The organism is Schinkia acidoalkalinis, from assembly GCF_054301215.1.
In genome coordinates this window covers 4180878-4195080 of sequence record NZ_CP182573.1, presented here as the reverse complement: position 1 = coordinate 4195080, position 14203 = coordinate 4180878, and the positions used below count along the sequence as shown (strand labels likewise).

At 31.5% G+C, this 14203-nt stretch carries 10 protein-coding genes and 1 pseudogene; 4 read left to right on the top strand and 7 right to left on the bottom strand.

Annotated features, from left to right (window positions below; translation table 11 throughout):
* Positions 1-17: 17 nt before the first annotated feature.
* A pseudogene (locus tag ACNQFZ_RS21395) lies at positions 18-359 on the top strand (transposase); the annotation flags it as partial.
* Between the two features lie 153 nt (positions 360-512).
* Here ACNQFZ_RS21395 and ACNQFZ_RS21390 read toward each other — a convergent pair.
* Genes ACNQFZ_RS21390 through ACNQFZ_RS21380 form a run of 3 tightly spaced genes read right to left on the bottom strand, consistent with a single transcriptional unit; the run spans position 513 to position 3317 of the window.
* Positions 513-1577 carry an RES family NAD+ phosphorylase gene (locus ACNQFZ_RS21390; RefSeq protein WP_458413290.1) on the bottom strand — a complete coding sequence of 355 codons (1065 nt, stop codon included), beginning with the start codon at positions 1575-1577 and terminating at the stop codon, positions 513-515.
* 34 nt (positions 1578-1611) lie between these two features.
* Positions 1612-2547, bottom strand: a complete 936-nt coding sequence (locus ACNQFZ_RS21385; protein ID WP_458413289.1) for a sce7725 family protein — start codon at positions 2545-2547, stop codon at positions 1612-1614.
* Between the two features lie 17 nt (positions 2548-2564).
* A complete protein-coding gene (locus tag ACNQFZ_RS21380) occupies positions 2565-3317 on the bottom strand; it encodes a sce7726 family protein (protein ID WP_458413288.1) in 753 nt (250 codons plus the stop codon).
* An 866-nt stretch (positions 3318-4183) separates the two neighbouring features.
* Here ACNQFZ_RS21380 and ACNQFZ_RS21375 point away from each other — a divergent pair.
* Complete coding sequence (locus ACNQFZ_RS21375; RefSeq protein ID WP_458413287.1) at positions 4184-5446, top strand: competence protein CoiA family protein; 1263 nt, start codon at positions 4184-4186, stop codon at positions 5444-5446.
* A gap of 210 nt (positions 5447-5656) precedes the next feature.
* Here the strand turns inward: ACNQFZ_RS21375 and ACNQFZ_RS21370 are convergent, their stop codons facing one another.
* Together ACNQFZ_RS21370 and ACNQFZ_RS21365 are read right to left on the bottom strand one after the other, a co-directional pair.
* The gene (locus ACNQFZ_RS21370) at positions 5657-6571 is read right to left on the bottom strand and encodes a tyrosine-type recombinase/integrase (protein WP_458413286.1); all 915 of its coding nucleotides are present in this window, start codon (positions 6569-6571) and stop codon (positions 5657-5659) included.
* A gap of 488 nt (positions 6572-7059) precedes the next feature.
* Positions 7060-8025 carry an EcsC family protein gene (locus ACNQFZ_RS21365; RefSeq protein ID WP_458413285.1) on the bottom strand — a complete coding sequence of 322 codons (966 nt, stop codon included), beginning with the start codon at positions 8023-8025 and terminating at the stop codon, positions 7060-7062.
* Positions 8026-8253: 228 nt separating this feature from the next.
* Between ACNQFZ_RS21365 and ACNQFZ_RS21360 the strand changes: the two genes are divergently transcribed.
* Positions 8254-8868, top strand: coding sequence for a helix-turn-helix domain-containing protein (locus tag ACNQFZ_RS21360; protein ID WP_458413284.1), 615 nt, complete (start codon positions 8254-8256; stop codon positions 8866-8868).
* Positions 8869-9487: 619 nt separating this feature from the next.
* Here the strand turns inward: ACNQFZ_RS21360 and uvrA are convergent.
* Both uvrA and ACNQFZ_RS21350 read right to left on the bottom strand, forming a co-directional pair.
* Entirely contained in the window at positions 9488-11920 is a 2433-nt protein-coding gene (gene uvrA / locus ACNQFZ_RS21355; RefSeq protein WP_458413283.1) for an excinuclease ABC subunit UvrA, read from the bottom strand.
* A 17-nt stretch (positions 11921-11937) separates the two neighbouring features.
* Positions 11938-12936: a HesA/MoeB/ThiF family protein gene (locus ACNQFZ_RS21350; protein ID WP_458413282.1), complete on the bottom strand. Its 999-nt coding sequence runs from the start codon at positions 12934-12936 to the stop codon at positions 11938-11940.
* Positions 12937-13071: 135 nt separating this feature from the next.
* Between ACNQFZ_RS21350 and ACNQFZ_RS21345 the strand changes: the two genes are divergently transcribed.
* Positions 13072-14192 (top strand): IS3 family transposase gene (locus ACNQFZ_RS21345; RefSeq protein WP_458411554.1). Its coding sequence is split into 2 segments (ribosomal slippage): positions 13072-13321 and positions 13321-14192, totalling 1122 coding nucleotides; the frame shifts between segments, so codons are not numbered across the junction.
* Positions 14193-14203: the final 11 nt, after the last annotated feature.

Sequence of the window (14203 nt, the reverse complement as noted above, 5' to 3'; positions counted from 1 at the left end):
AACTAAATGAAACACTAACTGAAAATGAACGTAGAGATTTGAACTACTCGTTAAAAAAATTCCCGAAAACAAATGAACTGTATGCATTTGTTCAAACCTTTCGTGATCATTTCAATCAATTAAATTCTGTAGGCATACAACAACTTTTATCGGTAGGTAAGGACAGTTTGAATCCTGAAATAAAAAGGTTTAGTCAATTTCTTTATAAAGATTTACAACCTATATTAGCCTCAATTTACTATACTTATAGCAACGGTGTGATTGAAGGGCAAATTAATCGGCTAAAAACAATTAAACGCACGCTTTATGGCCGAGCTAGTTTTGAGCTTTTAAGAAAAAGAGTTTTATATCACATGTGAACAGTATTTTGAAATAGCAAATTATTACTTTCATAAAGGTTGAGTTAATAATTCACCAACTTTACGTAAGAACCATTTTTACATTATGCTTAACAGATACAAGCAAAATAATATTTACAAAACTCGTTATCTCTCCTTGAACCTTGGTAATAATTATAAACATGGTACATGGTTATAATTTAGAGATTGTATGGTTCGTTTTTCTACTCTATTACATTCTAATATATCTGGATTAAAAATCATTAAATTATAACCACTTGTACTTAGAGTACTTTCAAAAACTATACCCTGATAACCTGTTGATTCAGTTTCATTTAGGCTTTTAATGTAATCGACAATAAACTGTGTCGGTAAATAATCTAGCTTACTATCTCCACTACGAACGGGTTTAGAAATTGCTTTATTCATTTCACTAAAAGTTTCTAAATTAATCGCAAATCTTATTGGGTCATTAAACTCAAAAATATCTAAACTATTTAACAATCTAAAATCTATTACCTTCAATTCTTCTCTTATAGGAAACTTTCCAATATATATAGTGTCACCTAAACTTGGTCTAATTTCACTAATAACTGTATGAGAATCACTTGCCAAATATAAATGACTAATTCCCTCAGAATTAGCACGTCCTGCTGTTGCAAACCTAAAAGGAGGTGCCCCCATATCTTCTTTTTCTAACTCTCTGTCATTAGAAATTCTTCCTCTAAAAAAAGCATCATCTTCTACTGTTGCAGTAAGTTTATTCAAATAATCTTTAAGTACTTCATAATTTATATGGTTAGAATGGAATCTATTTTCATGTTTTATGTAATGTACAAAATCATTCCAAGAGTATCCTTTCAACACTGAGTTTTTATTAAGATAGCTTTCATTCATCCACTCTATTATTCCTACTTGAGTATTTAAAAACGGAATCTTATCAGGATATTTCTCTCTTAAAAGTATATCTAAAAATTGATGTATTCTATTTCTATCCAAATTATTAAAAATATTCCATTTTTTCTCAAATTCATCCTTAATACTTATCAACTTATAAGGTGAATAACCATCAGGAATTAAATCTGTACCTAATTTAAAGATACTTAAAATGTCATTAAATAACTCATCTAGCCCATTGTCATTATATAAATTATAAATATAAACATTATAGCTGCAACAAAAATCACAATTACCGATATTCTTAAAACTTCTTATAATACTTTTAATCTCTTTTGACATAAAACATTTTTCACAGCAGTACATTTTGCTCCACCTAACCTAATAATGTTCCTACTAACTCTAAATGGTGCATGACAGATAATTTTTTTAATGTTGGTAGACCCGGATATGTGCCGTCCTTATAATGTTGTACGAAGCTTTGCATCGCTAAAGTATTCATTCTTTCGTCTACTGTATATGGTTGGTACCATTGAATTAGCTTATCTAGGGCTTCAGAGAACTTACCAGCGGGATCACTTGTATCATTGTTTGAATCTGAAACAAAATGCATTATTTCTAAAGCATTTTCTTCATTTGGATAAACTATATGTATAGCAACAGCATAAGGAGCAAAACCACTTTCGTTATATTCCTTACCAATAACGGAATAGTCAGAAAATCCAATATAACCTTCATCGCTAAAGAAAAGATGTTCCTCAGAAAAAAATTCTTTTTCTTGCTCTAAATAATCTACGTTTCTTGGTAATTTATTAAATTTATCATCCAATCCAACTAACTCTTGACCATTAAGTTGTCTTCTAAACGAATTATCCAATGGGATAACATTAATCCATGGAACACTAGTGTGAAAGATATCTCTATAATTCCCTAGAAAACTCCTTTCAGAATGAATAATGGCTAGATTATCCAAGCTTATATCGAAATCTTTTATTAATCTATTAATCTGTTTTTGAGAATCTCTATTTAAATGATGACCTATAATTACACAATTATTTAACATCATCTCTTTATATTGCTGGTGAATACTGGGTAATGACAACTCTCCCATCAATGAACCCACTTTCGGGTTTGAAATAACAATTATATTACTATTATTTTCCTCAAATGCACTTATAGTGGATAATAGAGTAGAGCTTATTTTAATTGGTTCAATTATTGGAACTATTTTTTCACTTAAACGTCCACTATTTTTTAATTCTCTGAGTGCTAGCAAATCATATTGTCTACCTCTAATTATTGGAAAATACATTGCAATTCCCCCTAAGTTCAATTAAACCTTTTATATATAGAAAATAATTCCTTTTTTGTAAAGTTCCCTGAATATACCAACCATCTAATAGGCATAGGTAAATCTAAGATTATGCCGATGTTTTCTATTTCCATTCTTTTTCTTATAAGAGTAAAAACTAATTTTTGGGCTTCTTTAACCTCAATCCGTTTGAACCAAATCATACAAATTTTAAAATACTGTACAGGCTTAACATTAGGTAGACTTCCAAACTTGGAAAATAATAATTGCTCATATTCCTTTTTTCTTAATAACTTAAATAAGTTTTCATGATTCAAATAACGATTTTCTATTATAGCCTGCTTTCTAACACTTAAATTCACTTTATCTGTTAGAACAATAATACCAACCGAAGGTTTGAACTCTTTTACAAACTTATATACAGGATAATAATTTTTTTCTGATGTAACAACATATACCTCATCAAAAACTTTGTAGTAATCTTCCAATTGATAAATAAGCCTTTCTAGATTATCTAGGTCAGTTTTAATCTCATATACAATGCCTCTATTATGATTTATTATTACAAAGTCGGCTTTTGAATTTCCGATAGCAATTTCACTATAGGCAGCTGTCGTATTTAAACTATATTTACCTAAGACATATTTATTAAATAATGTATTTTTATAGAAAAATTCATTTCTATATTCCTTGGATAAAATAATATAGTTTTTGTGTAGTTCATTATTGAATAATTCAGGGTTGAAATTATCATCAAATACAGATTCCATTAGCCTTCTTCTGCTAAAAAATCTATTTAAATACATATAATTCAAACTTATCACGCTTTCTAGTCTGGATGTATAATTTCAGTTTAACATTTCAATCGATTGGAGCAAAAATTAGTACACTAATTACAGATAGTTTTTTCATAATCATTATTTTATTGGCGTTTGCTCTATTTTTGTAGTTTTAATAGGATACAGTTATAAAATAAACATCAGTTAATGAAAATGCTAATACACTTTCTGTTGAAAAATAGTTTCTCTCTTTGTATTTTTATTATGTACTATTATTTGACATTTAGACAAGTTTCCCTCAGCCCTTTGTCGAAATTGCTCATCCACCCCTTATCACCATGAATTAGTTTTTTTGCTTGCCAAGCAAAGTAAAAACAAAAAGAACAGCAGCGAAATAAAGGACAGGAAAACCTTTTCGCTCATACAGCCGTGTGTGCTGATTTTGTGGTTCAGATCGATAAGAAAGATACATAGAGATGCACATTTGTGGAAAATATAGGAGGTTTAGCAAGAATCATTGTAGCTATCGGTTTTGTATAGTTTCAATTTGCTACCTCCCCGCCGCTAGCTTCGAACATCTCTATATGGATGCTTTTATTCTTTAAAGTTAACCATAATATTAGGCTTAATTCTTATATTTTATACTCCCTTTTTTCATATTTCGACAATACAGCTGTAAATTCCTTCCTATTTAAAATTTGCACACTCACAAAAAAACGATATTTATTATAACCCGGAAATTTTCTGTTTTTTTAAATGTTGTGCCGGTGTTTCTTTTACCAATATTTACAACTAAATAGAAATATATGATACTAGAGTTAATAGGAAGTTACATCGTATATTCGTGAGGTGACGAAATGAGAGAAGCATTACATGTCATTGACAAAGAAATTGTTCAACTCCCATATTCAGCATCGAGAGAAGAAGTTGCAAATCTTAAAAAGTTAGCAAAAAAGGAATTGTTTATGTGCCCGTATTGTGAAGCACTTTTAATTATTAAATACGGAGAACAGAGGGGTCTGTATTTTTCACATCTACATTCTGAAGCTTGTGAAGAATCAAGAATAATAGAGAAAGCTGAAAAAAGATATAAAAAACAGATTGAAAGAGAAACACAACTTCATAGGGCACTGATAGATATTGTATTTGATGAATTAACTATAAAGTCCAAAATCAATAAAAATGTACTTGTGAACTACGGATATAAAGCAAATCCTGAATTAAAGGAGTATCCTGATATTTGGGTAAAGGTTAATGACAAGAAGTATGCAATCTCAATTGTCACAAATGTAAGTCCTTATGAAGATAGCAGACTAGCAGCGAATATTATAAATAGACATGGATATTACATTGAACAAGGGATGACTCCAATATGGTTCATTGAAAAGAAAGAACAATCTATCGAAAAGGAAAAGAACAGTATTATTTTATGGGATGCGGAGCTATCTATATCATCTAAAACTATAGAAGATGAGAAATGGGATTTGCTATTAAAGGAAGAAATCCAAGATGAAATGTTCTTCCATTATTTCAACTACCCTGTCTATTCAACAGATAAGAAAATCGATGTTAGAAGCTTGTACTACATTTTTTCAAATGAAGATAAAATTACTGTAAAAGTTCAGCGCATACTAAAAGATCGAATTGTTAAACCGCATAGAGCCTTATTATTAAATGAGGGATATGACATTCCTTTTAGTGAGGCCCTAGTCATTGAAGATGGATTCAAATTAAGCAATCCTGAAATCGAAAACGAATTAAGAAATAGATTTAAAGATTACCTGATTCAAAAGAAAAAACAACATGAGGAACAAAAAAGACGGGAAGAAGAACTTAGGAAAGCTGAAGAAGAACAAAAGTACCACCGAATGAAAGAAATGGAACAAGCAAGAAAATCTGTAGCACCTTCATTAGAAAATATCACATATAACGATTTAAAAGTTTTATTAAGGAAAAAGATTGGATTGACACAACCAGAGCAAATGGATTTATGGACAAGGTATATGCCAGCAATTAGATATAATTCAAAATTAGTATTAGATTTAGTGGTAAAGTATGATTGCAAAACATTTAATGAATTAAAAGTAATTTTAAACAAAATTATAAAGCTGCGCCAGTAAAAGATTATTCTACTTATATCAATTCAAAAAATTTAAAACTTGTAATAGCCACAGCTGCCATGATAACAAATATTAAGGTATTTGGGGTACCTTTCACAAAAGGTACCCCACCATTTTGCGAGAATATATTTCAAATCCCCTAAATGATTCAATAGTCTGTGATGATTATTTTTAGTATTTTTTTAAAAAATTTTATCTTTTGTGATCTTGCTAAAATTTTGGTAAGGCATCAACTGCATCCGCCAGATCACTATACGAATCCTTTAGGTACCTACTTGTAGTTGCTATGTTGCTATGACCAGCTAATCTTCGGACCTTTTCAATGTCATTATTCGTTGCTTTTAACATCCATTTGCAAAACGTGTGACGAAACATATGTGGAGTTAGTTTTTTCTTTGGTAAACTGTAACTTTCAATCATAGTCTGAATCCCTCGTACTGAAAACTTTTCAGAGCGTTGGCTATAAAAAACATAAGGAGAATCAGCTCCATACGATTTTTTTCTAGACAATTCCGCACGAAAGCTAAGCCAATCTTGTATTTCTGCAAGAAGTGTATTCGAAATGGGAATAGTTCTTACCTTCATTCCTTTTCCCACAACTCGAATACGTTTCAATTCTAGGTCTAGGTCTGTTAATTTAAGATTCGATAGTTCTTCCACTCTTAATCCTGCATAAGTAAGTAAATAAATGATCGCTCTATCCCGACGATACTTTCCCTCTGGGTCTACTCCCCTGCTTTTGACAGGTTTCTTTCTCAATATATTGATCAAATGCTCGAATTCATCTTCTGTTAACCACATAATTTTTTCATAATCTTCATCCGCTGTTTTTAAATCACGAATATCTTTCATTGGATCATGTTGAATTTTGTTGCTTTGTACGGCCCAAGTGTAATAACTCCGTATAGAATTTAAACGCCTATTAATAGTAGAAATTGCTAGTGGTTTAATATCTATTGGATTTAGTAATTGGTTAATCCACTTTCGTATATCTGCTGCTGTAACATAGTCATCCGGCATTATATTCAAATCATTGATGAATTGGTTTAAATCCGATGTATAGGAGATAATTGTATTCTGCGTCATCCCCTTTTCTTCAAGATATGAAACGTAATCTTTTAACAACTTTTCCACTCCCTTAACTTATATGATGAGTTTGGACATCTCGTTTTGTACATAATAGATTCATTTCTTTCACATTATACGATGAGTATAACATGAAAAGAAGAAGTATGAACGTATATAATGTATATTATATGACTAGTTAAAAGTTACTCTTGTTATCGAAGTAACAAAAAACTCTAGGACAAGATTTCCTAGAGTTTTTTGGGTAATTTTGTTAATATTTGATCAATTAAGATAATTGATTTTTCCCACTCACCATTTGTGTCGAGTGTTGACGGTAGTAAATATAACAAAAATTAATGATATGTAGTGGTGCATCTTTTCTTTGAATAAAAACAGTAAATATAGAAAGTGTTAGTATATTAGACAATCCTACAATACAATTGATTATAATTTTTTATAATACTTTGTTTGAGTATTAAATTCCAAGAGCTATTAAAATTATTTAATCCATGGATATATCCAATAAGAGCCCATAATTCGCAGTATCAGGCTATCTTTTTATTTTTCTTTTTATTCTTTATAATTTCTCTTTGCTTGTTTATTTCTTCTTGTATTTCTTTTTTCCCGTATCGATCTTCCAATAGTAATTTCCTGAAATAATTCTGTACATTTCTGTGAGAAGATTCATGAAATGCATAGTTCATAGATGCATTACTTACCGCCCCAATGACTGGTATTAAAACAGCTAATTGTTTTTCAGTTAATGTAATGCCCAACCTTTGTGCTAAGCTTTGGAGTATTTGAAGAACTTTAGGAGCCTGATTTTTACCAATAAGGTCAATTACCTCATCCTGATTTCTCTTAATAAACTCAAAACCGACACGAAATTCATTTTGTAATGCTACCTTATTTTGTATAAACCCTTCATCTTCTGAACCACTTGGTGGCAGCATGGCTTCAAGTATAAGTGGAATATTAACTGGGTTATTAGATTGAAACCCATAGGATGTAGAAATTTGACAAGTGTGTCTAGATAATAATGTCATTGATGCTGAAATATCAGCTACTACAATACCCGGTATAAAAAGCGGCATTACATAACTAACAGTTGATAATCCACCCATTAAAGCTCCTTCACCTACTAATAACATACGATTTGCTAATTTGTGTGAATTAGCTATCAGATCAATATGTTTTAAACTAATATTTTGTATATCCCTTATCTCTTTAATAGATATTCCATCCACCTTATTAAACCTCTTTAGTATTGATTCTTCATTGTGTAATTTATTTGCTGTTTTTATGGTCGTTATTAAACCCTCTTCAACAGCTGAACTTACTGCATCTGTTACTTTCCTAATAGGTAGTTTCTCTATTTTTTTTGCACCCTCTATCAGTTTATCGATTGGTTTTCCTGTTACATTTAGGAGTTGTTGAAACCAATAAGGGCTTTCTATTTCTTTTGCAATTTCTGTAATAACATATGATTCATATTCTTCAAATTTAGGCATATTCCATACTCCCTTTACAAGATTATTATTGTTTTATACTTATTAGATAATTTTGATAACAAATTCAATGGTGGTTTAATTAAATTACAAAACTATTTTCATACAATAATTAAACCTTGTTATGTAATTTATGTTTTAATTAAAACATTTTTATATATTTCCGTCAATATTAATATATATACTTTGAAAAAATACTAATTAAAATGTATTATTAAATGGGTGATTAAAATGAATAGAGAAGAATACCTTATGTATTTAGGTTCAAAACTAGAGGAAATTCGTAAATTATTTGGGTGGAGACAGGAAGACACTGCAACAAGGATTGGTATTAGTCGTTCAAAGGTTGTTACAATTGAAAATGACCCTTCAAAATTGACAGTGTGTGATGCTCAAAGTTTATTTATTGCTTGTGACCATGAGCTATACATCGCTAGGAGAATCTTTAGCGAAACTAAAGCTAAAAGAAATAAGAAAATGATATCCACCTTAATAGCGTCTTCAGTTTTTTTAACATCACCTTTATTTGCTTCATCAATTATTAGTCTGGTGGCTACTTTAAAACCGAAGTCTGTTTCTAAGTTCATACCAATACTGAGCGGTGTATTTGGGAGCGTTTGGGCAACAGCTTCAGCCAAAATCAAGAAGGAAAAACAAATAGAGGCATTAACAAATGAAAATATTATAGATTTCCATACACTGGCGGAAAGTATGCAAATTACTATTACTGAATTAGAAAAAAATCTAATAAAAATTTTTTCATTAAACGAATGGGATAGTCATTCTTTCTATGAAAAAATACATCCAGAATTAAAAATACCAAAATTAGAGGAATATTCTGAGTAAATTTAAGTTTGGAGATTTTGACGGAGCCATTTTAGCTTTTATTGAAACCCTCTTATAAATGTAGTAACGGTATAATAAATATTCTCAGTTATCACGATTGATAGAGGCCGTCTGAAAAGTAATATTCAGCCTAAAAATTAATAAAAGCAAAACCTAAGAATGCCATAAAATCAACATTCTTAGGTTTTATTATTTGGTGCATTTTACTCGAAAATCGACTTTTTGGACAGCTCCCGCAGGGTAAATAAAAAGACATTTGTACATATATCTTTTTGAAGGATCACAAAATAGTTCGACTTAGCGATGTACATATGGTAAAACACTTCTTTCAAAGGTAACTATCATGAAGTATAAGTTACACTAAGAATTTAGATTGTTTGTTAAATGTGCATTGTAGTAAATACTCTGTATTTCCCAAAAATAAAAAAGAGTGCTACTTTTTGTTTGAAGTCAGGGAGATAGTGGTATGTGATTATGGGTTAGTAGGTGTAAAAATTGGTTAATGGTTAATATTCAAAATCTTGCATGTTGATACTACAGCATTTTTAGGCTATAACTGGTAGCCGAAAATCAAGTGAATTAGCTTAATAGACAGACCCGCTATGAAGAGTCGTAACAACTATTTTTTTATCACCTTAGATTTTAAATACTTACCAGTTATCGATTCATTTACTTTAACTACCTTTTCCGGTGTTCCTTCAGCAACAATATATCCCCCTGAAGAACCACCTTCAGGGCCTAAGTCAATTATGTAATCGGCACATTTGATTACATCCAAATTATGCTCAATTACGATTATAGTATTTCCCCTGTTAACAATCCTGTTAAAAATAGTAATTAACCTATTTATATCCTGAAAATGTAAACCAGTTGTTGGCTCATCAAATATAAATATATCGTTACCGGAATCTTGTTGGTAAAGATGACTTGCTAACTTAATTCTTTGAGCCTCCCCACCTGACAAATTTGTTGAAGGCTGACCTAGCTTAATATAACCTAATCCTACATCCACAAGTGCTTGTAACTTCCTTACTATTTTCTCTTCTTCTTTAAAAAACACCAATGCTTCTTCTACTGCCAATTCTAGAACAGCTGCAATAGATTTATCATTATAGGTAATTTGAAGAATTTCCTCTTTATATCTACTACCTTTACAGTCAGGACAAGTAATGTATAGATCAGAGACAAAACCCATGTCATACTTTAAATAGCCTTCACCTTTACATTCCTCACAACGGCCACCGGCGATATTAAAACTAAAATCGCTCTTATTATAAGATTTTTTATTAGATTTTGATATTTGCTCATACAAATCACGTATATCATCAAATACACCTGTATATGTAGCTGGTGTAGAACGCGGTGTTCGTCCAATAGGAGTTTGTGTAACACGAATAACTTTTCCTACTTTGTCAGTACCTTCGATTTTACTATAACCACTTGGTTTCCTTTGAGGGTCTTTTCCTGTTCTAGTTAATAATGCTTTGAATAAAGTTTCATTAACTAATGTACTTTTTCCAGAACCGGATACTCCTGTTACTGCTGTTATTACACCTAAAGGAAATTTTACATTTATTCCCTTCAAGTTATTCTCTTCGCAATCATAAATAGTTAAAAATCCTTTTTCTTTTCTTCTACTATTCGGGATATCTATAATCTTCTGCGATGATAAATATTGGCCTGTTAAAGAGTTTTTATTGTTTATTATTTCAGTTGGAGTACCCACCGCAAGAACTTGTCCTCCACCATTGCCCGCTTCGGGTCCAATGTCAATAAGATAATCTGAAGACATCATTATTTCTTCATCATGCTCTACAACAATTACAGTATTACCACCCTCCACCAACCTTTTTAACATTTTAATAAGCCGTATATTATCTCTTTGATGTAGCCCAATAGATGGTTCATCTAATACATATAATATACCTGACATATCAGAACTAATTTGATTTGCTAACCTCAATCTTTGAATTTCTCCGCCCGATAAGGTTGAAATCGATCTATCGAGATTCAAATAAGAAAGACCAATTTGGTTCATAAAATAAAGCCTTTTTTTTATTTCATCTATAATTATTGTCGCAACTTGCTTTCCGAAGTCATCCAAATAACCCCAAATTTCCACATTAAAGAATTCTAATGCATCTTCAACTGATTTTCTAGCTACTTCACCAATATTAAGACCTGCTAAAAGGACGTTTAAACTATCCTCATTAAGCTTAAACCCTTTACAACTCGGACAATCTTTCTCAACCATATAACTTTTTAATTTTTCCTTTTTACTTTCGGAGGGAGTGTCTTTATACATTTTTGTAATGTCCTTTATTACTCCTTCAAAAAGAACTGTACGTGTTCTACTTTTACCTTGATAATTTTTATAACTTATTTTGAATTTTTTGTCTGGAATACCATATAGAAGTATGTGAATAACACCTTCACCTAATTTTTCAACAGGCTTATTCATATCAACATTTAATTCTTGAGAAACTTTTTCTAATAATTTTATATAGTACATGCTTTTTTCTTCACGCCAAGGTAAAATTGCTTCTTCATATAAAGAAAGATTCTTATCAATTAGAAGATTGGGATCAATTTCTAATATAGTACCTTTTCCTTTACAATACCTACAGGCACCGTAAGGGCTATTAAAAGAAAAATGTTTTGGTTCCAAATTAGTCTTTTTACCTCTCAAATCTTTACCGACCCTAGCAAATAATAATCTTATATAATTATTAAGGTCCGTAATTGAAGCAACGGTGGATATAGGATTCCTATTAGCATTATTTTGACTTAAAGAAATTGCTGGCGAAAGACCTTGGATTGAATCGACATCTGGTTTTGGCATTTGATCGAAAAGTTGTCTACTATTATACGATAATGCCTCAATAAATCTTCTTTGCCCCTCCGCAAAAATAGTATCAAAAGCCAAGGATGATTTGCCTGATCCTGATAATCCGGTAATAACAGTTAATCGATTTTTAGGTATGTCTACACTGATATTTTTTAGATTGTTTGTTCTAGCACCCTTTATTTTAATAAAATCATTATCATACACTGCGATTAACCTCTTTTCTATTGGTATTTCCCTTTCACACCACACCATTCACAATTCTCATCACGGGAAATGTCCATATATTTAATATCCATAGTATATATATCAAATTCTCCGCGTCTATTAACATTGGCCGGATTAATAACTTTACTTAAAACCTTTACTGCTTCCATTGCTGCTATGCTAGCAGATATCGCACACATGGGTCCAAAACTTCCTATTTTTCGGTTTTCTATATGTAATTTTCTTAAATTTGAAGTATCAATTTGATTAACTTCATTTAGTTTTGTTTCAAAACACTTTACACACGCTGACTGAAACGGTAATATTGTTTGACCTATTAAAGATAAGTGTAAATTATATCCACCTGCAATAATGTGTGGTATTTGATATTTCATACAACTTTCACCCACCCATAATGCTGTTTGATCAACTGTTGGTTTATCTGCACAGTTAACAACTAGATTGGCATTTTTAACATATTCCTCTATTCCCATTTCATCTATATACTTATAAACCTTATTCACTGAAATATGCTTATCGATTTCAAGCAACCTTTGCTGGATTACATCAATTTTATTTCTTCCCACATCATTAATACCAAAACCTAATTGTCGGTGTAGATTTGATATTTCTACTTTATCGGCATCTATTAATGTAAAGTTTCTTACCCCTGTTTGAGCAAGTTGAAAAGCAACCCAAGTTCCCACTGCACCTAAGCCCACAATTACAACATGAGAAACTCTTATGTTATTCCACGCTTTTACCTTTTCGTCGTAAACTGAAACATAATCCTCAATAAAATTTAACACTCTGCGAAAACGTAGATAATCATCATCGTTCCATACCTTAGCCGCATCTGTAATGACATTTTTCCTTTCTAAAAATTCCAACATCTTAATCATATTTTCTTGTGCTATTAAATCCAAATTATACTCTTTAGAAATTGCCTCAATGTCTCGCAATCCATCTAAAGACAAAAGAAGTTTAATAATATTTTCATTTGGGACTTTCATCATGACTTGTCTTCGCGTATTGGTTAGAAAAAATTCTATTACATTATTTTCATGAACTGGATCGGCTACACTTAGTTAGACAGAAATTTTAAGGTCAAGTAGAATTAACTATACTAATCAGTTATGAGGAGAATCTACATGACAAAAAAAGTACGTCGAACGTTTACCGAAGAATTTAAGGAACAGATCGTGCAACTATATCAGAATGGAAAGCCTCGCAAAGACATTATTCGCGAATATGAATTAACCCCTTCTTCACTAGATAAGTGGATTAATCAAAGTAAGTCCTCCGGTTCCTTCAAAGAAAAGGATAACCTCAGCCCCGAACAGAAAGAGCTGCAGGAACTTAGGAAACGTAATAAGCAATTAGAGATGGAGAATGATATTTTAAAGCAAGCCGCGCTGATACTAGGACGAAAGTAAATGTGATTAAGAACAACCAGCACAAATACTCGATATCAGCAATGTGCAAGGTCCTACAACTCCCAAGAAGTACGTATTATTATGAAGCAAAAGAACGAAAGAATGAAGATGATATAACTTCAGACATCGTTGAAATTTTCCATCAAAGCCGCCAAAATTATGGTGCAAGAAAGATAAAGCACGAGCTAAAGAAACGAGGGAAATTGGTTTCCCGTCGTCGTATCGGCAGGATTATGAACGAACAAGGGCTTGTTTCAGCTTATACCGTGGCTCAATTCAAACCACATAAGAATAAACCAAATGAAAGTGAACAAGCAAATGAGTTAAATCGTGAATTTACTCAAGAGGATGAGTTGACCGTCGTGGTCAGTGACCTAACCTATGTAAGAGTCCATAAAAAATGGAATTACATATGTGTATTTGTTGATCTCTATAATCGGGAAATCGTTGGATTTAGCACAGGTGAGAACAAAGATGCTTTACTAGTTTATCGTGCTCTATCGTCAATTAAAGGGAATTTGCATATGATTCAAATGTTCCATACTGACAGAGGAAGCGAGTTTAAGAACCAGATCATTGATGAAGCACTAGAAACGTTTAAAATCAAGCGATCTCTAAGTTTGAAAGGCTGTCCGTATGATAACGCAGTAGCTGAAGCAACATTCAAAATCATTAAGACAGAGTTCGTAAAGAAACGTCATTTTGATAGCTTAGAAGAGTTACACAGAGAGTTTACAGACTATGTGCACTGGTTTAACCACCTACGCATCCATGGTACTTTAGATTATCTAAGTCCAGTGGAATACAAACTTACGCACCTTAAGAAAACTGTCTAGTTTAGTGTTGA

Bases quoted from the DNA above. Each gene is read 5' to 3' on its own strand.
- ACNQFZ_RS21375 (WP_458413287.1), top strand. From the start codon at position 4,184: ATGAGAGAAGCATTACATGTCATTGACAAAGAAATTGTTCAACTCCCA.
- ACNQFZ_RS21380 (WP_458413288.1), bottom strand. From the start codon at position 3,317: ATGGAATCTGTATTTGATGATAATTTCAACCCTGAATTATTCAATAAT.
- ACNQFZ_RS21390 (WP_458413290.1), bottom strand. From the start codon at position 1,577: ATGTCAAAAGAGATTAAAAGTATTATAAGAAGTTTTAAGAATATCGGT.
- ACNQFZ_RS21385 (WP_458413289.1), bottom strand. From the start codon at position 2,547: ATGTATTTTCCAATAATTAGAGGTAGACAATATGATTTGCTAGCACTC.
- ACNQFZ_RS21365 (WP_458413285.1), bottom strand. From the start codon at position 8,025: ATGCCTAAATTTGAAGAATATGAATCATATGTTATTACAGAAATTGCA.
- ACNQFZ_RS21350 (WP_458413282.1), bottom strand. From the start codon at position 12,936: ATGATGAAAGTCCCAAATGAAAATATTATTAAACTTCTTTTGTCTTTA.
- ACNQFZ_RS21360 (WP_458413284.1), top strand. From the start codon at position 8,254: ATGAATAGAGAAGAATACCTTATGTATTTAGGTTCAAAACTAGAGGAA.